Below are 23,250 nucleotides of genomic sequence, written 5' to 3' on the forward strand. Positions count from 1 at the left end.
ATGGACAATCCGAAGAGCGCGCAGGCGCCTCACACCCGGCGCTGGACCGAGCAGCGCTGGCTGATCGACAACGTGATCCGCTCGGTCGGCATCGACTGGGACCAGCCGCGCAGCGTCAATTACAACGCGCCCTGCGGTCCCGAGGCCAACGCCGACTTCGCCGGCATCCGCGAGCGCGTGAAGAAGTACGCGGACATCTCGCCGGCGTTCGAAACCGCCGCGCGGCGCCGCGAGGCGAAGGCGCGCGAAGCCGAGCGCGCGGGCGAGCACGTCACCGCGCGCCAAAATTTCTTCATCGCCGCAGTGCAGTACGCCGCGTCGCAGTGGCCGTACGACGAGAACAACGACCGCAACCTGTATCTGAACCAGAAGAAGCGCGAGTGTTACACCTGCTACGCGCACTACGCCGACCGCAAGGTCGAGCAGGCGTGGATCCCGTTCCGCGGCAGCGCGCTGCCGGGCTGGTTCCACCTGCCGCCGGGCTACAGCGGAGGGCGCATCCCGGCCGTCGTCTCGATTCCCGGCATGGACGGCTTCAAGGAAGCGAGCGTGGCGATGTACGGCGACCGCTGGCTGTCGCGCGGCATCGCGGTGCTCTCGGTCGAAGGCCCGGGCCAGTACGAGAGCGCGGTGCTCGGCATCCACGTCTCGATGGAGAGCTGGATCGAGGCGGGGCGCGCGATCATGGAATGGATGCGCGACCGGCCCGAGATCGACCCCGAGCGCATCGGCGTCGTCGGGCAGAGCTTCGGCAGCTTCTTCGCGACGATCTCGTGCGCGTCGGAGCCGCGCTATAGAGCTTGTGCTGTCGCCGCGACGTGCCTGGAGCCGGGTTTCCACACGATCTTCGAGGAAGCGTCGCCGACGTTCAAGCAGCGCTTCATGTACATGTCCGGCTACGGCGACGAAGCGGCGTTCGACGCGTTCGTGAAGACCCTGACGTGGGAAGGCTACGCCGACAGGATCCGCGCGCCCTACCTTTGCATCGCGGGCGAGATGGACGAGCTCTCGCCTTTGGAGCACACCGAGCGCTTCATGCGCACGCTGCAATGTCCGAAGCGCCTCGTCGTGTACCAGGACTGCCGCCATTCGGTCGGCAACGTGCCTTCGACCCATCTCGGACCCACCCCGCCGGTGCTCGCCGCCGACTGCATGGCGGCGCGGCTCGCGGGCAAGCCGTTCGAGAGCGAGCGCTGGTTCGTGCAGTCCAACGGGCAGCTGGCGAAGAGCGCGTTCTAATCTCCATGTCGCCGTCATGGCGATGCGAGCCTAGAGCGAAAGTGCGTTTGACCCCCCTGACCGCGAGGTCTAAAAGCGGTAGTGCAGTTGCGTCATTCCGATCAACTTGCACAGGGGGAAGTCGCGATGAATCCGAAACGCTTCAGATTCGCAAGCATCCTCGCAACCGCATCGCTCGGCCTCGCCGTAACCGCAGGCGTGTCCGCCGACAGCCCGCCCACCGCTGCACAGGTCGCATTCGCCGAGGAGGTGTCCGGTCTGCTGATCAACGAGCTCGTCGCCGCGCTGTTCCAGGAGTTCAACGAGACGACCGCCGCGAACGTCGAGCACGGCAAGCAGGCGATCTCGATCATCTTCGACGACGACAACCGCAACATCCGCCTGATCGGCACGTTCGAGCCGCAGGGCGGCAAGAACAACCTGCCGAGCGACAGCTTCGAGAAAGCGGCGCTGGCCGCGGCGCTCACCGGCGTCGCGCAGACCACGGTGGAGAAGGTGCAGGGGAAGTACGTGTTCCGACAGACCGTTCCGCTCAGCAACACGTTCCATACCGCCTGCGTGCTGTGCCACGCCAACTTCACGCCGGCGTTCTTCGCCGCCAACAGCAACCCGGGGCAGTGGGTGGGAGCGCTGATGGTGAGGGTGCCGATACCGAACAAACCGTGACGGATGAAGCGGTGACGTACGAACGAAACGCCGCGTATGCGGCGTTTTGTTCGTGGTGGCGGGTGAAGCGGTGACGGATTACGGCGTCGCGACCGCTTTTCGTCACCGATTTATCCGTCACCGTTCTATCCGTCACCGCTTCATCCGTCACTTATTCCGGCTTTAGGCCGGCGGCCTTCACCACCTTCCCCCACTTCATCACTTCGCTCTTCACCAGCGCGCTGAATTCCTCCGGCGTGTTGCCGACCGGCTCGGCGCCGCTCGCGTGGAAGAGGTCCCTGACGCCTTTGTCCTGGAGCGCGAAGACGACGCCCTTGTGCAGCTTCGCGACGATCTCGCGCGGCGTGCCGGCGGGCGCCATCAGGCCGTACCACTGCACCGCCTCGTAGCCGGTCACGCCCTGCTCCGCGATCGTCGGCACGTCGGGCGCGGCGTCGGACCGCTTCGCGCTCGTGACGCCGTAGGCGCGCAGCCTGCCCGCTTTGGTCTGCGCCGTGCCGGTGATCATGTTGGTGACCATGAACGGAACGTAACCCGCGGCGACGTCGGCGACGGCCTGCGACGCGCCCTTGTAAGGCACGTGGACCATCTTGAGGCCCGTCATGCTGAGAAACATCTCCATGCACAGGTGCAGGTTGGAGCCCGTTCCCGCCGACGCGAACGAGAGCTGCCCGGGCCGCGCCTTCGCGAACGCGATCAGCTCCTTCACGTTCTTGGGCTGGAGCGACGGATGGCCCACGAGCATGTTCGGCAGGCGCACGAACAGCGAGACCGGCGAGAAGTCCTTCACCGGGTCGAAGGAGAGGTTGCGCGTCATCGACGGCTGTATCGTCATCGAGCTGATCGCGGCCAGCAGCGTGTAGCCGTCCGGAGGCGACTTCGCCACCATCTCGGTGCCGATGATCGAGCCTGCGCCGGCCCGGTTGTCGACCACGATGCGCTGCCCGAGCGATTCGCCGAGCTTTCCCACGACGATGCGCGTGCTCGAGTCGGTGCCGCCGCCCGCGACGGACGGCACGATCACACGTATCGGCTTGTTCGGATAATCCTGCTGCGCGTGCGCGACGCTCGCGCATGCGAGCGCGAGCGCGGCGGCGATGCATCGGCCCATCGTCGTTCCTCCCCGATTGTTTCGTCGTAACATACACCTAAACAATCGATCGACCACGGAGTCCGCATGCCCAAGCTCACCCTGGCCCAGGCCAACAGGATCATCGAAGGCGCTTTCGCCAAAGGCCGCGAGATGAAGATCAAGCCGCTCGGCATCGTCGTGCTCGACGATGCGGGCCACGTCGTGTCCGCGCAGCGCGAGGACGGCGCGAGCATGTTCCGGCTCGACGTCGCCAAGGGCAAAGCGTGGGCGGCGGTCGCGATGGGTGCTTCAAGCCGCGCGCTATGGAAGCGCTCGAAGGACAACCCCAGCTTCTTCGTGACCCTCGCGGCGACCGCCGAAGGCAAGTTCCTGCCGCAGACCGGCGCCGCGCTCATCCGCGACAAGGACGGCGCCATCCTCGGCGCCGCCGGCGGCAGCGGCGGCACGGGGGACGAGGACGAGGCGTGCTGTGTTTACGGCATCGAGCAGGCGGGGCTGGTGGCTGACGCGAAGGAGTGATGAGGTAGACGTGAGGAGGTAGAGGTGAGTTCTCACCTTCATCTCATCACCTTCATCTCATCACCTTCACCTCATCACTCCTTCTTCGCCAACCCCAGCTCATTGAGTATCCCGCCGAGCAGCGCAAACTCGCGATCGAGATGCTTGCGAGTCTCGGCTGACAGCAGGTAATCCGCGTTCCAGAAATTCTGCTCGGTGTCCTTGCGCCATTCCTCGCTCTGCGCGAGCTTGGCGAACACCGAGTCCCAGTAAGCGACTTCGGGCGCTTTCATGCCGCGCGGGCCCATGAAGCCGCGCCACGTGAAGAACACCGCGTCGTAGCCCTGTTCCTTCATCGTCACGAGCTCGGCGAGGGCGCCCGGCTGGCGCTGCGGCGCCGAGACGCCGAGGATCTTCACCCGGCCGTCCTTCTGCATGGGCAGCATGCTGCGCGGCGCGGCGACGTACACGTCGACGTGGCCGCCGAGCATCGCGGTCATGGCCGGGCCGCCGCCGGGATACACCACCGCTTTCGCGACCTTGGGATCGACGCCGATCGACTTGAGGTACATCGAGAGCACGATGTGATTGTGGTTGCCGCGCGCGGTCGCGAAGGCGAAGCTCACCGACTGCGAGTCCTTTTTCAGCCTCGCGGTCAGCTCCTTCATCGACGCGATCGGCGAGTCCGCCTTGACGGCGAACACCACGTACTCGCGCGCGAGGATGTTGAGCGGCGTGAAGTCGGTGTAGGTGAGCGGGCTCGTGCCCATGATCCTGTTGCCGATCACGGTCGGCGAATAGGTCGCGATGTAGTGGCCGTCGCCGGCGTGCTGGTTGAGGTACGCCCAGCCCACCGTGTTGCCGCCCCCCGGCTTGTTGACGACCGTGCTCGACGGTACCAGCCCTTTGCCCTGGAAGATGTTCTGCACCAGGCGCGCCATCACGTCGGGGGCGCCGCCCGGCGCGGAGCCGACGACGATCTCGACCGGCTTGGTGGGTTTCCACGTCTGCGCCAGCGCGGCGGGCGCGCAGGCGAGCGCGGCCAGCGCCGCGAAGGTCCATGCTCTCATCGTTTCCTCCTTTGTCGACTGCGTTGTCTGCGTCTTCCTGCGCTTTACGGAAATGCTACTACACGGGCCGCAGCGAACGCATAATCTCGCTTTCGTCCGTCACTCGCACAGCACTCAACCATCATGCCTCTCTATCCTCCCGCCACCGTCGGCATGGCTCTCGCCGACGTCGATACGCCCGCGCTCGTGCTCGATCTCGACGCTTTCGAGCGCAACCTCAAACGCCTGCACGATTCGCTCGGCAACCGCGCGATCTCGGTCCGGCCGCACGCCAAGAGCCACAAGTGCCCGCAGATCGCGCTGCGCCAGATGGCGCTCGGCGCGGTCGGGGTGTGCTGCCAGAAAGTGAGCGAGGCCGAGGCGATGGTCGAAGGCGGCGTTCCCGACGTGCTCGTCGCGAACGAAGTGGTCGGCGCCGCCAAGGTCAGGCGTCTCGCGGCCCTCGCGAAGCAGGCGCGCGTCGCGGTGTGCGTCGACGATTCGGGCAACGTGAAGTCGCTCGCGGCGGCTGCGAGCGAAGCCGGCGTCAGGCTCGACGTGCTGGTGGAGATCAACGTCGGCGCCAACCGCTGCGGCGTCGAGCCCGGCGAGCCTGCCGTCGCCCTCGCGCGCGAGATCGTGTCGCACCCGAGCCTGCGCTTCGCGGGGCTGCAGGCGTACCAGGGCTCGGCGCAGCACCTGCGCAAGGTCGAAGAGCGCCGTGCCGCGATCGAAGCCGCGGCGGGTCACGTCAAGCGCACGCGCGCGATGCTCGCCGCGGCGGGGATCGAATGCCCGAAAGCGACCGGCGCCGGCACCGGCACTTATCTCTTCGAAGCCACGAGCGGGGTGTACGACGAGCTCCAGGCGGGCTCGTACATCTTCATGGACGCCGACTACGCGCGCAACGACTGGACCGAGAGCGGCATCCCGCGCTTCGAGCACAGCCTCTTCGTGTGGGCGACGGTCATGAGCCGCAACGCCGAGCGCGCGATCGTCGATGCGGGGCTGAAGGCGTCGAGCGTCGACTCCGGCATGCCGCGCCTTGCCGACGGCGGGCCGGCGGAATACATCAAGGCCTCCGACGAGCACGGCGTCATCCAGTTGAACGGCGCGAGCGGTTACGCGATCGGCGACAAGCTCAAGCTCATCCCCGGCCACTGCGATCCGACGGTCAACCTCTACGATCACTACATCTGCGTGCGCAACGGCCGCGTCGAGGCCCTCTGGCCGATCACCGCGAGAGGGGCGGTGTGGTGATGCGAAAGGCGTGAACGGGTGAACGAGTGGAGGTCGGCGGACATTCCCCGGACCATCCCCTCCCCCTCAGGGGGAGGGTTAGGTTGGGGGTGGGTTTACCCGTTCACCTATTCACCGGTTCACCTGTTCACGCAGTAGTTCCGCAACAGGCATAGACGACGCGCAATGGCGAACGTCATCGAACGGGTTGGTTTCATCGGCCTCGGCAACATGGGCTCGCCCATGGCGGGTCATCTCGTGAAAGCCGGTTTCGACGTCGCCGTCTACGACATCAAGGCCGAGAGCGTCGAGGTCTTCGTCGGCCGCAACGGCGGCCGCGGCGCCGCGTCGATCGCCGAAGCAGCGCGCGGCGCGCAGGCGGTGATCACGATGCTCCCGAACGATGCCGTCGTGCGCGAGGTCATCCTCGGCGAAGGCGGCGCGGCCGAAGTGCTCGCGCGCGGCGCGGTCGTCGTCGACATGAGCACCAGCGACCCGACGGCGACACGCTCGCTGGCGGAAGCGCTGGCGTTGCACGGCCTGCACGTCGTCGACGCGCCGGTCATGGGCGGCGTGGTGTTCGCCAAGGACGCGACGCTCGACATCATGGCCGGCGGCGACGCGGCGGTCATCGAGCGCTGCCGCCCCCTCTTCGACACGATGGGCCGCAGCGTCAGGGTGTGCGGCCCCGTCGGCAGCGGGCACGCGCTCAAGGCGCTGGCGAACTACATCAACGCGTGCGCGCTCGCGAACTGCCTCGAGGCGATGACGATCGGGAAAAAGCTCGGTCTCGACGCGAAGCTCATGGCCGAAGCGCTGGTCGCGCTGTGCGCGGGCCGCAACCACGCAATCGAGAAGAAGATCGTGCCGCACGTGCTGACGCGCGAGCACGGCACCGGCATGGCGCTCGGCTTCATCGCCAAGGACGTCAGGATCGCGCGCGACATGGCGCACGCGGCCGATGCGTACGCGCCGCTGGCGGACAAGGTAGCGGAGCTGTGGACGACCGCCGCCGAAAAGCTCGGCGGCGGTGCGGATCAGACGGAGATCGTGCGCCTGTGGGAAGAGGCTACCGGAGTGAAGCTCTGACGTAGGGTGCGCGCGAGCGCACCGCGCCTTTGTCGGTGCGTTACCACGCACCCTACGCAGTGTTTTAAGCCGCGGCCGTTTCTTTCCGCAGTCCCGGCATCTCGAATCCCAGCCCTTCGAGATCGTTGATCACCTTCTGCGCCTGCTCCTGCGTGAGCTCGGTGAGCGGCGGACGCACCTGCGCCCACTGCGCATCGCCCGAGTAATGCGCGACGACCGCCTTGAGCGCCGGGATCATGATGTACTGACCGGTCGCCTTGCGGATCGCGTTGAGCTGCTCCTGCTGCTTGTCCGCGTCCGCGTTCTTCCACTCGCGGTAGAGCTTGGCGATCATCGCGGGGTTCACGTTCGCGGTCGCCGAGATGCAGCCCGCGCCCCCTTCGCGCATGTTCGCGAGCAGGAACGATTCGCTGCCGACGAAGACGTCGAAGCCCTGCCTGGCGAACGCATCGAGGAATTTCTTGGTGTTGTTCCAGTCGCCCGAGCTGTCCTTCATGCCGGCGACGGCCGTCGGATAGGCCTTGAGCAGACGCTCGACGAGCTTGGGCGTGATGCCGACCACCGCGACCGGCGGGATGTGATAGAGGTAGATGCGCAGGCGCGAGTCGCCGACGCGCTCGATCACTTCGGCGAAGCTCCTGAACAGACCGTCCTCGCTCACGTCCTTGTAGTAGAACGGCGGCAGCATCAGCACGCCGGCGCAGCCCGCTTTCACCGCGTGCTCGGTGAGACGCACCGTGTCGGTCAGCGCGCAGCAGCCGGTGCCCGGCATCATGCGCGACGGGTCCACGTCCGCCGCGAGCAGCGAATCGAGCAGCGCGATGCGCTCGTTCACCGACAGCGAGTTCGCTTCGCTGTTGGTGCCGAAGACCGCGAGACCGCAGTCCTGCGTCAGCAGCCATTGGCACTGCGCGACGAAGCGATCGGCGTCCGGCGAAAGATCTTCGTTGAACGGAGTGATGACGGGCGAGAGCAAGCCTTTGATGCGTTCTGTCTGGCTCATGAAATAGTCCTCGAAGTGCCGGGAAGGATTGCGCGAATCGAGTGCGCGCGGACAGGGCGCCGTCCGCGGGACGGCGAACGGTTGCGAGGATAGCACAGGGGAAATGGCCCCCCAACCAGCCCCTATAATCCCGCGGCCGGTTGAACCGTCATTCCCGCGTAGGCGGGAATCCATTTTTTGGTTCGGAGTGCACGATGAAATTTGCATTGGCGTTGATCGCGGGTTTGTCGGCGGCAGGCGCAGCGACCGCGGCCGAGATCACCGTATTGAGCGGCGGCGCGATCGAGCCGGGCCTGCATGCGGCCTCGCACGCGTTCGAGAAGGAGACGGGGCATCACGTGAAGATCACGTTCAACACCGCCCCCCAGATCGCCAAGCGCGTCGCGGCGGGCGACGTGTTCGACGTGATCATCTCGCCGCCGGCGGGTATCGAGCGCTTCGCGAAGGAAGGCAAGGTCGGCGAGGGCGACCGCGTCAACGTCGGCAAGGTCGGCCTCGGCGTCGTCGTGCGGCCCGGCGCCCCGGCGCCGGACATCGCGTCGGTGGACGGCCTGAAGAAGTCGATCCTCGAAGCGGATTCGCTGACCTTCAACCGCGCGTCGACCGGCCTCTACTTCGAGAACCTGCTCAGGAAGTGGGGCATCTACGAGGAAGTGGAGAAGAAGACCAAGCGCTACCCCGACGGCGCGTCGGTGATGGAGCACACGCTCAAGGGCAAGGGCACGGAGATCGGCTTCGGCGCGATCACCGAGATCCTGCTCTACAAGGAGAAAGGGCTGCGTTACGTCGGGCCGATCCCGGCGGAGGTGCAGAACTATACGAGCTATGTCGCCACGCCGATGACCGGCGGCAAACAGCACGACGTCGCGAAGCAATACGTGCAGTTTCTCGGCAGTCCGGCCGGGAAGAAGCTCTTCGTGGCGGCGGGGATCGAGTAACCGCTGTCAAACGTGAAACGTGAAACGTGAAACGCGGGCGCACCGCTTATCTACGTTTCCCGTTTCACATTTCACCGTCCCTCAAACTCGAGCACGTCGAAGCCGGTATACCGGTCGACGATATAGACCAGGCCGCGGTCGTCCACATCGACGTCGTTCGTCTGCGGCGCGACGCGGCCGGCGGCGGGCTCGGGGATGAACCAGCCCACTTCCTGCGGCGCGCTCGGGTCGGCGACGTCGACGATGCGCAGGCCGCCGGCGAACCACGCGCAGTACACGAGCGTGTCGCCGCCTTTCATGTGCTCCTGGAACTGGTGCGCGCCGAAGCGCCCCGGCGCCGCCCGGCTCCACGGTGAATCGAGCTCGCTCACTTCGAAAGTCGCGAGCGGCTTGATGTCCGAAGGATCGGTGATATCGAAGGTGTGCAGCGGCGCGTGCGACCGGCCTCGCCTGCGCGCCATCTCCTCCGCGCTGTGGGCGTGGTCCTCTTCGTCGATCGCGATCGCGATCGTCCGCCCGTCGATCTTTTTCGGCAGCTCCATGAAGGTGTGCGAAGGCTCGGGGAAAGGCGGGTGGTAGTTGTAGGCGCCGATCGTCTTCGGCTTGCGGATGTCGGAGACGTCGACGATGCGCACGCCGCCGTGCCAGCAGCCCGCATACAGCCGGTCGCCCACACGTAACGTGTGGTGCAGCCGATGCTGGCGGCCGGGCCAGGTCTTCTTCTCACCGCCGGCGACGTGTTGTCCGGGGATCCACCACTTCGAGACTTCCTCGGGCTTTGCGGGATTCCTGAGGTCGTAGATGCGTAGGATGTTGCCGACGTAGCCTTCGGCCTCGGTCGAGATGTACGCGTAGTTCGCGTCCATGTCGAAGCGATGCACGCCGATGCCCCACGTCTTCTCGAAGTGGATGAGCTTCGGGTTGGCGCGGTCCTTCACGTCGTAGATCTTGAAGCCGCCGTTGCGGTACGGGTTCTTCTCCTGCGCCTCGACCGCCGGAATGTCGGATTCCTGCACGCCGAGCTTCTGCGCGAGCTCCGCATGCGTCGGCGGCCGGCCGAGCGAGGCCGTCAGCTCGGTGCGCAGCTTCGGCAGCTCGTCCGCCTTGCGGCCGATGCCCGTCATGTTGCGCTCGCTGTTGACGATCATGATGTCGCCGACACAGCGCGCCTTGTGGCTGTGCGAGTCGGGATCGTCGAGCGTGATCTGGGAGACGATCTTCGGGTTCTTGGGATCGGACACGTCGAGGATGCTCGTGCCGAGCTGCTGCTTGTTCGGGATGTGGCCGATGTACGCGTACTTGCCCTCGACCAACACCTGGCCGGCGCCGGGAAGCTCGAGGCGCGAGAGTCTCGTCACGTTGTGCGAGAGCCTGGGATTCTTTTGGGGCTGGTCCATGCGTTGTTCCTCCTTGGGCGTGGAATAGTGACATGCGCGCGCTTTGCGGCACAATAAGTCCAGAACCATAACGTCGAGGAGATCCCGTGATAGCCGTCGCACGTGCAGGTTGTTGTCTCGCGCTGGCCGCGCTCGCGGCCGCTGCGCAGGCCCAGGAATACCCGGCCAAACCCATCCGCATGGTGGCGCCGTTCGCGCCGGGCGGAGCGACCGATCTCCTGGCGCGGGTGATCGGCCACAAGATGACCGAGCGCTTTGGCCAGTCGGTCGTCATCGACAACCGCACCGGCGCCGGCGGCAACATCGGTGCGGAGCTCGTCGCGAAAGCGCCGCCCGACGGGTACACGCTGCTCCTCGGCGGCGTGCCGCACGCGATCGGCATGAGCCTTTACAAAAAGCTCGGCTACGACCTCGTCCGGGATCTCGCGCCGGTGGCGATGATCGCCACGTTTCCGAGCGCGATCGTGCTGCATCCCTCGCTTCCCGTGAAATCGGTGAAGGATCTCATCGCGCTCGCGCGCACGCAGCCTGGGCAGCTCAACTTCGGCTCGGCGGGCAACGGCTCGCCCAACCATCTCGCGCTCGAGCTTTTCAAGACGATGGCGCACGTGAAGATGACGCACGTCCCGTATAAGGGCACGGGGCAGATGGTGATCGACCTCGTCGCGGGGCAGGTCCAGCTCGCGTCGATGGGTTTCCCGGCCGCGCTGTCGAACGTGAAGGCGGGGAAGCTTCGCGTCATCGCGGTGACCAGCGCCGCGCGCTCGCCGCTCCTGCCCGACGTGCCGACCGTTGCCGAGACCGGCCTGCCCGGATTCGACGTGACCTCGTGGTACGGCGTCTTCGCGCCCGCGGCGCTGTCCGCGGACATCACGGGCAAGCTCAACGCCGAGATCGCGACGATGGTCGTCGCACCCGACGTGAAAGAGCGCCTCGCGCAGCTCGGCGCTGAGCCGGCGAAGATGTCGCCCGATGAATTCGGCCGCTACGTCAAAGCCGAAGTCGCGCGCTGGGCCAGGGTGGTGAAAGACTCCGGCGCGCGCCTCGATTAAATGGGGTCAGGTCCACATTTCGCGGAAATGTGGACCTGACCCCGATTTCACGCTTTTCCGAGGAGATGCCGCAGCCCCATCACGCAGACGCCCAGCCCCACCGCCATCGTCAGCCCGCTGACGATCAGCCGCCGGCGCTGAGCGCGCTCCAGCGTGGTGATCTCGATCTGCTGCGGATTGCGCGTGTCGTAGACCAGCCGCACGGTATCGGCGGGCTTGACGTTGTGGTGCTCGTCGGAGCGCACCACGACCTCCTTGCCGTCGACCGTGAAGCGCACCACCGGGTGCGTGCGGCCTTTCGGTGTCGCGCTTTCCTGCAGCACTTCGATGACCACGGCCTCGGTCTCGCGCGCGTGATCGAGGAAGCGGCCCATGTGGAACCAGGTGTAGACGCCGATCGCGACGAAGAGCAGCCCCACCGCGACGGTCGCGAAGTTTCCGGGATGTCTCGCCATCGCCTAACGCTCGTGAAAGAGCGGCGCGCTGAAGCGCACGCGCACGATCCGCAACTGCGCCGCGACCGTGCCTTCGAGGTCGCCGAGGACGCGATTCTGCCCCAGCCTGAAATTCGTGAGCACGTTCGCCGAGCGGCCGATCGAGTGCGGACCGAGCGTCTCGGGCGAGCCCGTGCGCGGATCGAGCACCCTGAGGACGATGTCGCCGCGGCCTTCGGGATCGAAGCGCAGCAGCAGCCCCCGCACCTTGTTGTCCAGCGCGAGCGTTTCGATGGCGAGCGGCGACGTGCCCGCGATGCTTTCCTGCGGCACTTCGCGGTCGACGACGGCGATGCGGATCTCAGGGCCGCGCAGATGCGCGTAAGCGTGCGTGAGCGGCAGCCTCTCGGCGCCGACGACGATCGAGCCGCTCGCGACGCCGGGATCGATGGCCTGAGCCGGAAACGGGATGGCGAGAGCCGCGAGCGCGAGCAGCCCGGGCATGAAACGAAGCATTGGCGCCCTCCGGGCGTGGCGAAAGAGCGCCAATTAGACAGCGGCTCGCCGCCGCTGTCATGCATTACCGCTCGGCAACCCGGATGCGGTTCTCGACGTCCTCGACGCCGGGGCAACTCGCCGCGATGTCTTCGATGTCGTGCTTCATGCGGCGCAGGCGCACCGTGCCTTCGAGATGCACCACCGCGTCGCGCACGTGGACTTCGACGTCGCCGACGTCGAGGCCGGGGTCGGCCCACAGCCGTTCGCAGATGTCCTCGCGGATGCGCTCGTCGGTGCGCCGATAGTTCTTCGGCCCTTTCCTGAAGCCGAGCCTGACCGCGAGATCGTTGAAGAGGCCGCTGCGATGCGTGTCGTGCTGGCCTTCGGCGGCTTCGTCCATGTCGATCGGCGCACGCTCGCGCCACTGACTGCGTCCGCCGCCTTCCGGGTTGGTCCACGAAACGCCTGCACCGTCCTGCCAGCCGCGCTCGCCGCCGTACGTATCGCGGCGTGTCATGCGCAATGCCATGTCGTCGCTCCTTCGGATTCCTGAACGATGGAATCCGCTGCAACGCCCATGCCGTACGCGTTGCTGCATCAAGGCGCCGTGTTCGAACTTTCCCCCAGCGCAAGCTGCATGTGGATGACGTCGATCCAGCGGTCCTGCTTGTAGCCGATCGCGCGGTGAGTGCCGACCATCCTGAAACCGAGGCGCTCGTGGAGGGCGATCGACGCGATGTTGCCGCTGCCGCCGATGACCGCGAGCATCTGGCGGTAACCCGCACGGGTGCAGCGATCGATCACCTCGCGCATGATCGTGCTGCCGATACCCGAGCCTATCGTGCCGGGCGCCACGTAGACCGAGTTCTCGATCGTGTAGCGGTACGCCGAGCGCGTGCGGTACGGCGACGCGTACGCATAGCCGAGCAGCGCCCCGTGCGCATCGGTCGCCACGATCCACGGCAGCCCGGCGTCCTGCACCGCCTTGATGCGCTTGGCGATCTCGGCGCGGCCGGGCGGGGTCTCCTCGAACGTCGCGCTCGAGGTCTCCACGTAATACGCGTAGAGCGCTGCGATCGCTTTCGCGTCGCGGCGCTCGGCGTCGCGACACGTTACTTCCGGTAATACTCGCGGGTTGTTTCCCATGCGATTTCCTGCACCTTCCGCCCTTGCTTCACTCCGCCTTGATGCCGGCCATCTTCACCACGTCACCCCATTTTTTGAGCTCCGAGCGGATGTACGCGGTGAACTCCTCCGGCGTCGAAGACTGCGGGATCGTGCCCTCGGCGAGCATGCGGTCGGCGACCTCCCTCTGCTTCAGCACTTCGGCGATGTCGCGGTTCAGGCGCTGCACGATCGCCGCAGGCATGTGCGCCGGTCCGATCATGCCGCCCCACGAGTATGCCTCGAAGCCGGGCAGGCCCGCTTCGGCGACCGTCGGGAACTCGGGCAGCGAGGGCACGCGCTTCGCGTTGCCGACGCCGAGCGCGCGCACGCGCCCGGCCTTCACGTGCGGCAGGATCGTCGGGATGCTGCTCCAGGTGAGCTGCGCTTCGCCCGACAGCACCGCGACCACCGCCGGCGCGGTGCCTTTGTAAGGCACGTGCAGGATCTTCACCTTGCCCATCGAGCTGAAGAGCTCCGCGGCGAGGTGCGCCGAGTTGCCCGCGCCCGGCGACGAATACGAGATCTGTCCGGGTTTCGAGCGCGCGAGCGCGAGCAGCTCCTTCACGTTCTTCACCGGCAACGAAGGATGCGAGACGAGCAGCAGCGGGAAGTTCACCATCATCGAGATGTGCGTGAAGTCGCGCAGCACGTCGTGAGGCAGCTTGGCGTAGATGAAGGGGTTCACCGCGAGCGGGCCGGCGGACGCCGCGCCGATCGTATAGCCGTCCGGCGGCGCGCTCTTCAGCGCTTCGAGGCCGACGATGCCGTTGGCGCCCGAGCGGTTGTCGATCGCGACCTGCTGGCCGAGCTTCTTCGACAGCTCCTGCCCGACGATGCGGCCCATGAAGTCGACGCCGCCGCCGGCCGGGAAAGGCACGATGAGGCGGATCGGCTTGACGGGATAGTTCTGAGCGAGCGTTACAGAGGGTAACAGCGAGGCCGCGAGGGCCAGCAACAGCGATGTCTTGCGCATTTATGGTTTCTCCTCCGGGGGAGAAAGTTCGCCGAAAAGACATCGCAGTGTCAATAAACCCACCCCCACCCTAACCCTCCCCCTGAGGGGGAGGGAATGCGATGCTGGTCCCCCTGAGGGGGCAGGGAATGCGATGCTGGTCCCCCTGAGGGGAGGGAATGCGATGCTGGTCCCCCTGAGGGGGATGATCGCGCTGAGCGGTGAGGGAATGTTTTGCTCCTTCCCCCTCAGGGGGAAGGCCGGGATGGGGGTGGGTTTCTGCTCCATCCCTCCCCGCTGCGGCGGAAAGTCTCGCTCGTCGAGAGCTCGAACTCGCCGACGCCTTCCCGCCACGAGTAGCGGTCGACCGTCACCTCGTCCGGCGACACGCGCAGCGCGTTGAACGAGTTCGCCTCGCCGCGTCCGCGCGTCGAGGTCGCGGTGCCCGCCTGCACGACGAGCGCGGCGTAGCCGTCGATCTTGTAGCGCTCGGTGGTGTCGCCGGCGTGGCTCACGTGCACGTGGCCCGCCAGCAGCACGTCGGCGCCGCAGCGCGAGAACATGTGCATCGCCCTGTTCGCATGGCCGACGATGTCGTCGTCGTCCATGTGCTCGGGCAGATCGAACGGGTGGTGCGACACCACGACCTTGGCGATGCTCTCCGGCAGCGCGCAGAGCTTGGCGCGGACGGCTTCGACCTGCTCCTCGTTGACGCGCCCGCCTTTGAACACCAGCGAGCGCGCGGTGTTGATGCCGACGACGACCATCTCTTCGTCGCGATAAGTCGGCTCGAGATCGTCCGAGATGAAGCGCTGATACTTCGACAGCGGCGTGAAGAAGCGCTGGAACAGGTTGTAGAGCGGCACGTCGTGGTTGCCCGGCACGACGATCCTGGCGCCCGGCAGCGAATCGAGAAAGCGACGCGCCTCGCGGAACTGGTCGGGTTTCGCGCGCTGGGTGAGATCGCCGGAGACGACGGTCACGTGCGGCGCGAGCGCGTGCACGCGGCGGCGCAGCGGCTCGATCAGCGCCCTGTCGACGCGGCCGAAATGCAGGTCGGACATGTGGACGATCGTGCGCATGCGTCGTCAGCTCGCCGGCGCCGGTTGCGGAACGAACACGCGCAGCGCGCCCGGCCGGATGCGGTATTCGAGCGGCGTCGGCATGGTCAGCACCTCGCCGTCGGTCGCGACGTGGAGGGCGCGCCGGCGCGTCTCGACCACGATGCTCTGCGCGGTCAGCGCCTCGAAATCGCTCGCCTGCTTCAGCCGGTGGAAGAGGGCGCGCAGCGCGAGCACGATGAGCCCGAGCCGGCCGCGCCGATGGCTCACGTACAGGCTGAGCGTGCCGGTATCGAGGCGCTCGCGCTTGCCGATGCTGAAACCCTCCATCACGTACTCGTTGTTGCCGATGAAGACGAAGGTCGTGCGAACCGCCGATTCGGCGTCGTCGAGCTTGAGCCGCAGGGTCATGAAAGCGTTCCGGCGCAGCGACATCAGCGTCGCCCAGACGAGCGCGGGCCATTTGCCGCGCCCCAGCCGCCGTTGCTGGGTTTCGCGATGGCGCACGATCTGCGGATAGATCCCGAGGCTCGAATTATTGATGAAGACCTGGCCGTTGACGTCGCCGACGTCGACGTCGGCGGTGTGGCCCGCGGCGATCGTCGCGACTGCGCCGTCGACGTCGAGCGGGATGCCGAGGTCCTTGGCGAAATGGTTCAGGGTGCCCATCGGCAGCACGCCCATCGCGATGCCGGTGCCCGCGACCGCCGACGCGACCGCGTTGAGCGTACCGTCCCCGCCCGCGGCGACGATCGCGTGCGGCTTCGAAGCCGCGATGCGCTGTGCGAGGTCGCACAGCTCCGGTCCGGTCGCGGCGTGCACGCGCGCCTGCACGCCGTGCCTGGCGAACGCGGCTTCGAGCGCGCCGTCGGCATCGGCGCTCTGCGCCGTGCCCGCGCTGCCGTTCACGATGATCGGCAGCGCGGCGTCAGGCATGGCCGTTCGAGGGACGCACGCGGGTCGCGACGAGCAGCGCCGCGGCGAGCCACGCGAGGCTCCACGCACACGCGGCCAGCACGTCGCTCACGTAGTGCACGCCGAGGTAGACGCGCGAGAACGCGACGAGCGCGACGAGCCCCAGCCACGCAGCCGTCACGGCGGCGCGCGCGCGATGGCTAGCCGTGCGCGTCATCGCGTAAGCCGCGAGCACGCCCCAGAAGAGCGTCGCGCCGGCGGCGTGGCCGCTGGGAAAACTGTAGCTTGCGAGCGTCATGGCCGCGTCGCCCGGAACCGGCCGCGCCCGCCGGAACACCAGCTTCAGCGCGAAGTTGAGCGCAAGGCCGACCGGCACCGCGAGCGCGAGCGCCGTCACCCACCGATAAAGGCGGCGCCGGTAGCAGTAGGAGCCCGCGATCGAAGCGTAGACGCACAGCGCAAACGGTGCATGAGCGTGGGTGACGCCGAGCATGAGCAAGGTGAGTGCCGGGGTGCGGTGGGCCAGCACCCACCGGGCGGCCGCCGCGTCGAGCGCGACCAGCGGATCGCCCGCGGCGATGTTCGCCGCGATCAGCGCGAAGAGGCACAGAGCGCCGGCGATCGCACCGAGCGCGAGGCGTTTCCAGACCGGCATAAGACGAGCGTAGCGCATCGAACACCGGCATACTTCAGCGCAAAACGTGCCGCCGTGGAGGGATCGTCGATGAAGGGCTGCTGGATTTACGGGATTGCCGCGATGGCGGCCACAGCGTCGGCGCCGGCCGCGTATCCCGAGAGGCCGATCCGGCTGATCATCTCGTCCGCTCCGGGCGCGTCCTCCGACGTCGTTTCGCGCATCCTCGTGGCCGAGCTGACGAAACAGATGGGCCAGCAGATCATCGTCGACAACCGCCCCGGCGGCGCCCAGACCATCGGTACGCAGATGATCGTTCGCGCCAACCCCGACGGCTACACGATCGGCTACGCGAACGTCGTCACGCTTGCGATCAACAAGTCGCTCCTGGCCGCGCAGCCTTACGATCCCGACCGCGACCTCGCACTCGTCGTGCACTTCCTCTCGACGTACAACCTCCTCGCGGTGAGCCCGGCACTGCCGGTGAAGTCGGTGAAGGAGCTCGTCGCCTACGCTTTGCAGAACCCCGGCAAGCTTACCAACGCCTCCAGCGGCAACGGCACGACCGGCCACCTCGGCGGGGAGCTCTTCAAAATGATGACGGGAACACGGATCGTGCACGTGCCGTACAAGGGCAGCGTGCAGGCCATTCCCGATCTCATGACGGGGCAGGTGCAGGTGATATTCGACAACCTCACGTCGATTTCACCGCACGTGCGTGCAGGCAAGGTGCGCGGGCTGGGGGTTTCCAGCCTCAAGCGCTCGCCGATCTTCCCCGACATCCCGACGATCTCGGAAGCGGGCGTTCCCGGCTACGAGACCAACTCGTGGGGCGGGCTCGTGGTGCCGGCGGCGACGCCGCGCGCCATCGTCACGAAGCTCAATGCCGAGGTGAATACCGCTTTGCGCGCGCCGGCGCTGCGCAGCCGCTTCGCGGAGATCGAAGCCGAAGCCGTCGGCGGCACCCCTGACCAGTTCGCGGCGTACGTGAAGAAAGAAGCCGTGAAATGGGCGCAGGTCGTGAAGAAGTCCGGCGCCAGGCTGGACTGACTAAATCCGGGTCAGAGTCGATTTCGGCAAGGGTTGGAAATGTGACTCCGACCCGGATTTTTAATGCGGTCAGGCGCCTTTCGGATTGGGGCCGTATTCGTTGCTGCCGGGCTGGCTGTCCTGCACGAAGAAGTAGATCAGGACGACGATGCCGATGAGCGGGACGAAGCTGATGAGCAGCCACCACCCCGAGCGTCCGATGTCGTGCAGGCGGCGGATACCGACGCCGATGCCGGGCAGGAGCACCGCAAGCGCGTAGATCATTCCGAGCAGCGGGAAGATGAAGTGCAGCACCAGGGATACGATGAAGTTGACCAGCGTGAATACCCAGAATTCTTCGCGAGCCGAACGCCCTTCGAATACGGCATACTTCTTCAGGACTTCGACGTACCAGTTCCAGTTCATGTTTTTCTCCCCTTTTGAGAATCGGACGGTGCGCCCGGAGTATACGCGGCTGCCGTCGCCGACGATGTTTCAGGGAGGTAACCGATGGCGTCTATGTCTGCGTGGTTGCGCGGTGGGCTCGTCGTTCTGGCCTCGGCGCTTGCCGCACCCGCTTCGAGCGCGGCTTATCCCGAGCGTCCGATCCGCCTCATCATCTCGTCGGCCGCGGGCGGATCGCCCGACGTGGTCACGCGCATCCTCGCCGCCGAGCTGGTGAAGCAGATGGGCCAGCAGATCATCATCGACAACCGCCCCGGCGGCGCGCAGACGATCGGCACCGAGATGGTGGTGCGTGCGACGCCCGACGGCTACACCATCGGTTATGCGAACGTCGTCACGCTCGCGATCAACAAGTCGCTGTTGTCCAGACAGCCCTACGACCCCGACAAGGACCTCGCGCTCGTCGCGCACTTCCTGTCGACCTACAACCTGCTCTGTGTGACCAACGCGCTGCCCGTCAAGACGGTGAAGGAGCTGATCGCTCATGCGAAGCAGAACCCCGACAAGCTGCTCAACGCCTCGGGCGGCAACGGCACGACGGGGCACCTCGGCGGCGAGCTCTTCAAGATCATGACGGGTACGCGGATCGTGCACGTGCCGTATAAAGGAAGCCCGCAGGGCATCACCGACCTCATCGCGGGGCAGGTGCACCTGATGTTCGACAACCTGACCTCGATCTCGCCGCACGTGCGTGCCGGCAGGGTACGCGGCATCGGGGTGTCCAGCCTCAAGCGCTCGCCGATCTTCCCCGACATCCCGACGATCTCCGAGGCCGGCGTCGGCGGTTACGAAACCAACGCCTGGGGCGGCATCGTCGTGCCCGCCGCGACGCCGCGGGCCGTCGTCACCAGGCTGAACACCGAGATCAATACCGCGCTGCAGACGCCCACGTTGCGCGAGCGCTACGCCCAGATCGAAGCCGAGCCCGTCGGCGGCACGCCGGAGCAGTTCGCGGCGTACGTGAAAAGGGAGACCGTGAAGTGGGCCGAGGTGGTGAAGAAGTCGGGCGCGAAGGTGGATTAGCTCGACAGCAAAGCTTTACCACGGAGGACACGGAGGAAAAGCCACGGAGGACACGGAGGAAAAGCTCGTTATTCCCGACCCGCGGCAGCGGGAGCTGTCGGGAATCCATTTTGACTTTGACCCTTTGAAAAATGGATTCCCGCCTGCGCGGGAATGACGGTACACGTGGTTCCGAATCGTTTTCCTCCGTGCCCTCCGTGCTGAAGCTCTTGATCTTTAGAGGTAACAGGCCATGCCACAGCATTACGATCTGATCATCCGCAACGCAACCGTCATCGACGGGACCAAGGCCCCGCGTTTCGATGCGGACATCGGCGTCCGCGGCGGCACGATCGCCGATATCGGCCGGCTCGATGCCGCCAGGGCCGACGCAGAGATCGACGCGAGCGGCCTCGTCGCCGCGCCGGGCTTCATCGATGCGCACACCCACGACGACCGGTTGCTCCTCTCCGACCGCGACGTGACGCCGAAGGTGAGCCAGGGCGTGACGACCGTGATCACCGGCAACTGCGGCATCAGCCTCGCGCATTCGCCGGTGCCTTCGGGCGCGCCGACGCCGCCGCTCGACCTGCTCGACACCGAAGGCGGCTGGTTCCGCTTCCAGAGCTTCCGCGCGTACCGCGAAGAGCTCGAGGCGAGGCCCGCGGCGATCAACGCCGCGTGCCTCGTCGGACACACCACGTTCCGCGTCGCGACCATGGACCGCCTCGACCGCGTCGCGACCGGCGCCGAGATCGCGAAGATGCGCGACATGGCGCGCGAGTCGCTCGAATCGGGCGCGATCGGCATCTCCACCGGCACCGCGTATCCGCCCGCGGCGTGCGCGAGCACCGAGGAGATCATCGAAGTGTGCAGTCCGATCCGCGAGCTGGGCGGTCTCTACGTCACGCACATGCGCAACGAGGACGACACGATCATCGACTCGATGGAAGAGACCTTCCGCATCGGGCGCAAGCTTTCGTCGGAAGTGGTGATCTCGCACCACAAGTGCGTCGGCACCCGGAACCACGGGCGCTCGCCGGAGACGCTGGCGCTGATCCGGGAGCGCATGAAGTCGCAGTCCGTCGGGCTCGACTGCTACCCATACATCGCGTCGTCGACGGTGCTGCGTTACGACCGCCTGGAGCAGTCGTCGAAGATCATCATCACGTGGTCGAAGCCTCATCCCGAGCTCTCGGGCATGGATCTCGAGGACGTCGCGAAGCGGCTCAACATGAGCCGCGCCGACGCGGTCGAGAAGATCAAGCCGGCGGGCGCGATCTACTTCATGCTGGATGAACAGGACGTGCAGCGGATACTGAAGTTCGACGACACCATGGTCGGTTCCGACGGCCTGCCGCACGACGCCAAGCCGCATCCGCGGCTGTGGGGCACGTTTCCGCGCGTGCTCGGACACTACGCGCGAGATCTGAAGCTCTTCCCGCTGGAGACCGCGGTCTACAAGATGACCGGCCTCACCGCGAAGCGATTCGGCCTGACCGATCGCGGCGTGCTGAAGCCCGGCGCGCACGCGGACATCACGCTGTTCAATGCCGCTACCGTGATCGATGCGGCGGATTTCCAGGAATCGACGAAACCGGCGATCGGTATCGAGACGGTGATCGTGAACGGCGTGCCGGTGTGGCAGGAAGGGCGCGCGACCGGCGCGCGGCCCGGCAAAATCCTGACGCGCCGTTGATGCGTACGGTGCGTTGGCCGGCAGGCGCTAACGCACCGCGCCTGCCGGCCGGATTCAGTTCAGAAAATCCGTCCCCGTCATCGGCATCAGATAGTCCCTGGTGATTTCCTTCGGATGGTTGATGCCCAGCTGCGCCATGTCCCGGTCGATCTCGTCCATCAGCAGACGCACCGCGTGGGTTACGCCGTCCCGACCGGCACACGCTGCCGCGCACAGGAACGGACGGCCGATGAAACAGAAATCCGCGCCCAGCGCGAGCGCCTTCAGCACATCGGTGCCGCGCCGAAAGCCGCTGTCCATGATCACCGCCATGTCCTTGCCCGCGGCCTCGCGGATCCCCGGAAGCACGCGCGCCGGCGAGACGGTGCCGTCCAATTGCCTGCCGCCGTGGTTGGACACCATCACGCCGTTCAATCCGTGCTCGCGTGCGATGCGCACGGAGTCTTTGTCGACCACGCCCTTGATCAGCAGATTGCCCTTCCAGATCTTGCGCATGTGCGCAATGTGCGTCCAGGAGAGCCGGTCGCGCCTGCCGTAATCGCGCTTGCCGCCGACCGACAGCATCGGCACGCGCGGACCCATGTTCTCGACGTGCGGCATGCCGTCGGTCATCAGCGTTTTGAGGAACATGCCGAACAGCCACCTGGGACGTATGCCCACGTCCCACGCCAGCCGCAGCGAAGGCCGCAGCGGCGTGCTGTAGCCGTTGCGCACGTTGTTCTCGCGGTTGGCGGGCACCTGCACGTCGACCGTGACGGCGATGGTATCGAAGCCGGCCCGCTCGCAGCGCTCGAAGGTTTCGGTGATGCGCTCGATGTCGCCCGGGAGATAGGCCTGGAACATCGTAGTCCTGCCGGCGGCTTTGACGTCTTCCATCTTCATGAGCGATGCGCCGCTCATCATCATCGGAATGTTCGCTTCCGCCGCGACGCCGGCGAGCACCGTGTCGCCGCGGTAACACGCGGTCGAGGTGCCGCCCATCGGCGCGAAGCCGAACGGCGCGTCGTAGGTTTTCCCGAAGAGGGTGGTTTTCATGCTGCGCGCGGTGGTGTCGACCAGCGGCTTGGGCACCAAGCCGATCTCCTCGAATACGTTGCGGTTGCCGCGCAGCGAAACATTGTCTTCCACGCCGCCCGTGACATAGCCGTAAATCGGCCGCGGCAGGATCCTGCGCGCCCGGTCGATGAAGTCCTGCAGCGCGAGGTATTGCTGCAGATGGCGCGGCAGCGCGCGCTTGTCGACGATGGACAGGCCGCCGATGCTGTCGAGCTTGCGTGTATCCGGAGCCAACGATTTGGGCGTAGCAGTGGTGTCCATCATCTCCTCCCTCTTGTGCGTTGAGCGTCGCAGCGGACTGCGCCGTTATGGATTTGCGGTGGTCAAGCCGTCACTATAACTGCAAGACGGCCACAACGAATCGCGGCGCACCGTCAGGCGCGCCAGCCCCGGCTCACGGTGATCGCGGGTCGGACCGAGCGATGCCTTCGTATGGCACGAGTTCGAATGAAAAACGGGGCGATTCCGCCCCTCAGCTATGTTCAGCCGCGCGCTTCAGCGCGTCGGCTGCAACGTGAGTTGGGCATCAGGTGCTCGCGTACGACGCGCTCATCGCGACCCATGTCGCGGCAGCGCCGAGTAGCCGCGGCCTTCGATTCGATCGTTTGCGAAATCCCAATTGAAGATTCTGCTGTCGGAGCGGCGCAGTGCGAAATAGCCAATGAGGCTGCTTCCAGGTCCGTCGTATTCGGAGCCGCAATTACCACACCGGGCCAACAGTACAACGTAGGACGGATTCTGAATGTAGGACTCGCAGTAGATCTGTTCTTTCGAGAGCGTCCGTAGCGACAGGCCATTAGCAACAATCACATCCTTGACCCGGCTACACTCGTGACCCGTCCACACGCTCACTTCGGAATTTGATGCACATGCGGGTGTGAGGCTGGCGGCCAGCAGCATGACGGCGATCCAGAAGCACAGCTTCATGATGCCCAACGACGTGTTCAGCGGCGGCCGCTTGCGGCCGTCCGCTGCAACACACAGTTATGCACCATTCACTTCCACCAATTCGCTTGAAGAGGTAGGCGGTGGGATGGGCTGTCCTTCCTCCTTGAGACCTTCGAGATGAAACTCG

The 23,250-nt window shown here is 66.2% G+C and carries 24 protein-coding genes and 1 pseudogene; 10 read left to right on the forward strand and 15 right to left on the reverse strand.

Translation table 11 applies throughout. The features are described from left to right. Entirely contained in the window at positions 1–1,239 is a 1,239-nt protein-coding gene (locus VHP37_02850; protein ID HEX2825262.1) for an alpha/beta hydrolase, read from the forward strand. A gap of 126 nt (positions 1,240–1,365) precedes the next feature. Beyond that, complete coding sequence (locus tag VHP37_02855) at positions 1,366–1,905, forward strand: hypothetical protein (GenBank protein ID HEX2825263.1); 540 nt, start codon at positions 1,366–1,368, stop codon at positions 1,903–1,905. A gap of 151 nt (positions 1,906–2,056) precedes the next feature. Here the strand turns inward: VHP37_02855 and VHP37_02860 are convergent, their stop codons facing one another. After that, the gene (locus VHP37_02860) at positions 2,057–3,016 is read right to left on the reverse strand and encodes a tripartite tricarboxylate transporter substrate binding protein (protein HEX2825264.1); all 960 of its coding nucleotides are present in this window, start codon (positions 3,014–3,016) and stop codon (positions 2,057–2,059) included. A gap of 66 nt (positions 3,017–3,082) precedes the next feature. Between VHP37_02860 and VHP37_02865 the strand changes: the two genes are divergently transcribed. Continuing rightward, positions 3,083–3,517, forward strand: coding sequence for a heme-binding protein (locus VHP37_02865; GenBank protein ID HEX2825265.1), 435 nt, complete (start codon positions 3,083–3,085; stop codon positions 3,515–3,517). A gap of 74 nt (positions 3,518–3,591) precedes the next feature. Here VHP37_02865 and VHP37_02870 read toward each other — a convergent pair whose 3' ends face one another. Next, positions 3,592–4,566 (reverse strand): tripartite tricarboxylate transporter substrate binding protein, encoded by a 975-nt coding sequence (locus tag VHP37_02870; protein HEX2825266.1) that lies wholly within the window; start codon positions 4,564–4,566, stop codon positions 3,592–3,594. A gap of 123 nt (positions 4,567–4,689) precedes the next feature. On the opposite strand from VHP37_02870, the gene VHP37_02875 reads away from it, so the two are divergent. After that, positions 4,690–5,805 carry a DSD1 family PLP-dependent enzyme gene (locus tag VHP37_02875; protein ID HEX2825267.1) on the forward strand — a complete coding sequence of 372 codons (1,116 nt, stop codon included), beginning with the start codon at positions 4,690–4,692 and terminating at the stop codon, positions 5,803–5,805. Positions 5,806–5,970: 165 nt separating this feature from the next. Next, a complete protein-coding gene (locus VHP37_02880; protein ID HEX2825268.1) occupies positions 5,971–6,873 on the forward strand; it encodes an NAD(P)-dependent oxidoreductase in 903 nt (300 codons plus the stop codon). A 64-nt stretch (positions 6,874–6,937) separates the two neighbouring features. On the opposite strand, the gene VHP37_02885 is transcribed toward VHP37_02880, so the two are convergent. After that, positions 6,938–7,876: a dihydrodipicolinate synthase family protein gene (locus VHP37_02885; protein HEX2825269.1), complete on the reverse strand. Its 939-nt coding sequence runs from the start codon at positions 7,874–7,876 to the stop codon at positions 6,938–6,940. Positions 7,877–8,070: 194 nt separating this feature from the next. Between VHP37_02885 and VHP37_02890 the strand changes: the two genes are divergently transcribed. Beyond that, complete coding sequence (locus VHP37_02890) at positions 8,071–8,814, forward strand: substrate-binding domain-containing protein (GenBank protein ID HEX2825270.1); 744 nt, start codon at positions 8,071–8,073, stop codon at positions 8,812–8,814. A 71-nt stretch (positions 8,815–8,885) separates the two neighbouring features. On the opposite strand, the gene VHP37_02895 is transcribed toward VHP37_02890, so the two are convergent. Continuing rightward, positions 8,886–10,211: a hypothetical protein gene (locus tag VHP37_02895; GenBank protein ID HEX2825271.1), complete on the reverse strand. Its 1,326-nt coding sequence runs from the start codon at positions 10,209–10,211 to the stop codon at positions 8,886–8,888. An 86-nt stretch (positions 10,212–10,297) separates the two neighbouring features. Between VHP37_02895 and VHP37_02900 the strand changes: the two genes are divergently transcribed. Further along, positions 10,298–11,263 (forward strand): tripartite tricarboxylate transporter substrate binding protein, encoded by a 966-nt coding sequence (locus tag VHP37_02900; protein ID HEX2825272.1) that lies wholly within the window; start codon positions 10,298–10,300, stop codon positions 11,261–11,263. Positions 11,264–11,310: 47 nt separating this feature from the next. Here the strand turns inward: VHP37_02900 and VHP37_02905 are convergent, their stop codons facing one another. The 8 genes and pseudogenes from VHP37_02905 to VHP37_02940 all read right to left on the reverse strand — a co-directional run bounded on the left by VHP37_02905 (position 11,311) and on the right by VHP37_02940 (position 16,945). Next, on the reverse strand, positions 11,311–11,718 hold the full coding sequence (locus VHP37_02905; GenBank protein HEX2825273.1) for a DUF3592 domain-containing protein: 408 nt from the start codon (positions 11,716–11,718) through the stop codon (positions 11,311–11,313). Between the two features lie 3 nt (positions 11,719–11,721). Next, positions 11,722–12,213, reverse strand: a complete 492-nt coding sequence (locus VHP37_02910) for a hypothetical protein (protein HEX2825274.1) — start codon at positions 12,211–12,213, stop codon at positions 11,722–11,724. 76 nt (positions 12,214–12,289) lie between these two features. Continuing rightward, positions 12,290–12,517: pseudogene (locus tag VHP37_02915) on the reverse strand (BON domain-containing protein). A 275-nt stretch (positions 12,518–12,792) separates the two neighbouring features. Further along, on the reverse strand, positions 12,793–13,341 hold the full coding sequence (locus tag VHP37_02920; protein HEX2825275.1) for a GNAT family N-acetyltransferase: 549 nt from the start codon (positions 13,339–13,341) through the stop codon (positions 12,793–12,795). Positions 13,342–13,369: 28 nt separating this feature from the next. Then, positions 13,370–14,335: a tripartite tricarboxylate transporter substrate binding protein gene (locus tag VHP37_02925; GenBank protein ID HEX2825276.1), complete on the reverse strand. Its 966-nt coding sequence runs from the start codon at positions 14,333–14,335 to the stop codon at positions 13,370–13,372. Positions 14,336–14,562: 227 nt separating this feature from the next. Continuing rightward, entirely contained in the window at positions 14,563–15,396 is an 834-nt protein-coding gene (locus tag VHP37_02930) for a metallophosphoesterase family protein (protein ID HEX2825277.1), read from the reverse strand. A 6-nt stretch (positions 15,397–15,402) separates the two neighbouring features. After that, on the reverse strand, positions 15,403–16,311 hold the full coding sequence (locus VHP37_02935; GenBank protein ID HEX2825278.1) for a diacylglycerol kinase family protein: 909 nt from the start codon (positions 16,309–16,311) through the stop codon (positions 15,403–15,405). Then, positions 16,304–16,945, reverse strand: coding sequence for a phosphatase PAP2 family protein (locus tag VHP37_02940; GenBank protein HEX2825279.1), 642 nt, complete (start codon positions 16,943–16,945; stop codon positions 16,304–16,306). Before VHP37_02940 ends, VHP37_02935 begins: the two co-directional genes overlap by 8 nt. A gap of 102 nt (positions 16,946–17,047) precedes the next feature. Between VHP37_02940 and VHP37_02945 the strand changes: the two genes are divergently transcribed. Beyond that, entirely contained in the window at positions 17,048–17,974 is a 927-nt protein-coding gene (locus VHP37_02945) for a tripartite tricarboxylate transporter substrate binding protein (GenBank protein HEX2825280.1), read from the forward strand. Between the two features lie 69 nt (positions 17,975–18,043). Here VHP37_02945 and VHP37_02950 read toward each other — a convergent pair whose 3' ends face one another. Beyond that, entirely contained in the window at positions 18,044–18,379 is a 336-nt protein-coding gene (locus VHP37_02950) for a DUF805 domain-containing protein (protein HEX2825281.1), read from the reverse strand. Between the two features lie 84 nt (positions 18,380–18,463). Here VHP37_02950 and VHP37_02955 point away from each other — a divergent pair, with 84 nt between their 5' ends. Next, entirely contained in the window at positions 18,464–19,441 is a 978-nt protein-coding gene (locus VHP37_02955; protein HEX2825282.1) for a tripartite tricarboxylate transporter substrate binding protein, read from the forward strand. Positions 19,442–19,673: 232 nt separating this feature from the next. Further along, positions 19,674–21,119 (forward strand): D-aminoacylase, encoded by a 1,446-nt coding sequence (locus VHP37_02960; protein HEX2825283.1) that lies wholly within the window; start codon positions 19,674–19,676, stop codon positions 21,117–21,119. A 54-nt stretch (positions 21,120–21,173) separates the two neighbouring features. Here the strand turns inward: VHP37_02960 and VHP37_02965 are convergent, their stop codons facing one another. Both VHP37_02965 and VHP37_02970 read right to left on the reverse strand, forming a co-directional pair. Then, positions 21,174–22,436, reverse strand: a complete 1,263-nt coding sequence (locus VHP37_02965; GenBank protein ID HEX2825284.1) for an alpha-hydroxy acid oxidase — start codon at positions 22,434–22,436, stop codon at positions 21,174–21,176. Between the two features lie 288 nt (positions 22,437–22,724). Further along, a complete protein-coding gene (locus VHP37_02970) occupies positions 22,725–23,102 on the reverse strand; it encodes a hypothetical protein (protein HEX2825285.1) in 378 nt (125 codons plus the stop codon). Positions 23,103–23,250: the final 148 nt, after the last annotated feature.

The organism is Burkholderiales bacterium (assembly GCA_036262035.1).
Lineage (GTDB): Bacteria > Pseudomonadota > Gammaproteobacteria > Burkholderiales > SG8-41 > JAQGMV01.

Coding starts and splice junctions, on each gene's coding strand:
- VHP37_02850 (HEX2825262.1), top strand. CDS start 1: ATGGACAATCCGAAGAGCGCGCAGGCGCCTCACACCCGGCGCTGGACC.
- VHP37_02855 (HEX2825263.1), top strand. CDS start 1,366: ATGAATCCGAAACGCTTCAGATTCGCAAGCATCCTCGCAACCGCATCG.
- VHP37_02860 (HEX2825264.1), bottom strand. CDS start 3,016: ATGGGCCGATGCATCGCCGCCGCGCTCGCGCTCGCATGCGCGAGCGTC.
- VHP37_02865 (HEX2825265.1), top strand. CDS start 3,083: ATGCCCAAGCTCACCCTGGCCCAGGCCAACAGGATCATCGAAGGCGCT.
- VHP37_02870 (HEX2825266.1), bottom strand. CDS start 4,566: ATGAGAGCATGGACCTTCGCGGCGCTGGCCGCGCTCGCCTGCGCGCCC.
- VHP37_02875 (HEX2825267.1), top strand. CDS start 4,690: ATGCCTCTCTATCCTCCCGCCACCGTCGGCATGGCTCTCGCCGACGTC.
- VHP37_02880 (HEX2825268.1), top strand. CDS start 5,971: ATGGCGAACGTCATCGAACGGGTTGGTTTCATCGGCCTCGGCAACATG.
- VHP37_02885 (HEX2825269.1), bottom strand. CDS start 7,876: ATGAGCCAGACAGAACGCATCAAAGGCTTGCTCTCGCCCGTCATCACT.
- VHP37_02890 (HEX2825270.1), top strand. CDS start 8,071: ATGAAATTTGCATTGGCGTTGATCGCGGGTTTGTCGGCGGCAGGCGCA.
- VHP37_02895 (HEX2825271.1), bottom strand. CDS start 10,211: ATGGACCAGCCCCAAAAGAATCCCAGGCTCTCGCACAACGTGACGAGA.
- VHP37_02905 (HEX2825273.1), bottom strand. CDS start 11,718: ATGGCGAGACATCCCGGAAACTTCGCGACCGTCGCGGTGGGGCTGCTC.
- VHP37_02910 (HEX2825274.1), bottom strand. CDS start 12,213: ATGCTTCGTTTCATGCCCGGGCTGCTCGCGCTCGCGGCTCTCGCCATC.
- VHP37_02920 (HEX2825275.1), bottom strand. CDS start 13,341: ATGGGAAACAACCCGCGAGTATTACCGGAAGTAACGTGTCGCGACGCC.
- VHP37_02925 (HEX2825276.1), bottom strand. CDS start 14,335: ATGCGCAAGACATCGCTGTTGCTGGCCCTCGCGGCCTCGCTGTTACCC.
- VHP37_02930 (HEX2825277.1), bottom strand. CDS start 15,396: ATGCGCACGATCGTCCACATGTCCGACCTGCATTTCGGCCGCGTCGAC.
- VHP37_02935 (HEX2825278.1), bottom strand. CDS start 16,311: ATGCCTGACGCCGCGCTGCCGATCATCGTGAACGGCAGCGCGGGCACG.
- VHP37_02940 (HEX2825279.1), bottom strand. CDS start 16,945: ATGCCGGTCTGGAAACGCCTCGCGCTCGGTGCGATCGCCGGCGCTCTG.
- VHP37_02945 (HEX2825280.1), top strand. CDS start 17,048: ATGGCGGCCACAGCGTCGGCGCCGGCCGCGTATCCCGAGAGGCCGATC.
- VHP37_02950 (HEX2825281.1), bottom strand. CDS start 18,379: ATGAACTGGAACTGGTACGTCGAAGTCCTGAAGAAGTATGCCGTATTC.
- VHP37_02955 (HEX2825282.1), top strand. CDS start 18,464: ATGGCGTCTATGTCTGCGTGGTTGCGCGGTGGGCTCGTCGTTCTGGCC.
- VHP37_02960 (HEX2825283.1), top strand. CDS start 19,674: ATGCCACAGCATTACGATCTGATCATCCGCAACGCAACCGTCATCGAC.
- VHP37_02965 (HEX2825284.1), bottom strand. CDS start 22,436: ATGGACACCACTGCTACGCCCAAATCGTTGGCTCCGGATACACGCAAG.
- VHP37_02970 (HEX2825285.1), bottom strand. CDS start 23,102: ATGAAGCTGTGCTTCTGGATCGCCGTCATGCTGCTGGCCGCCAGCCTC.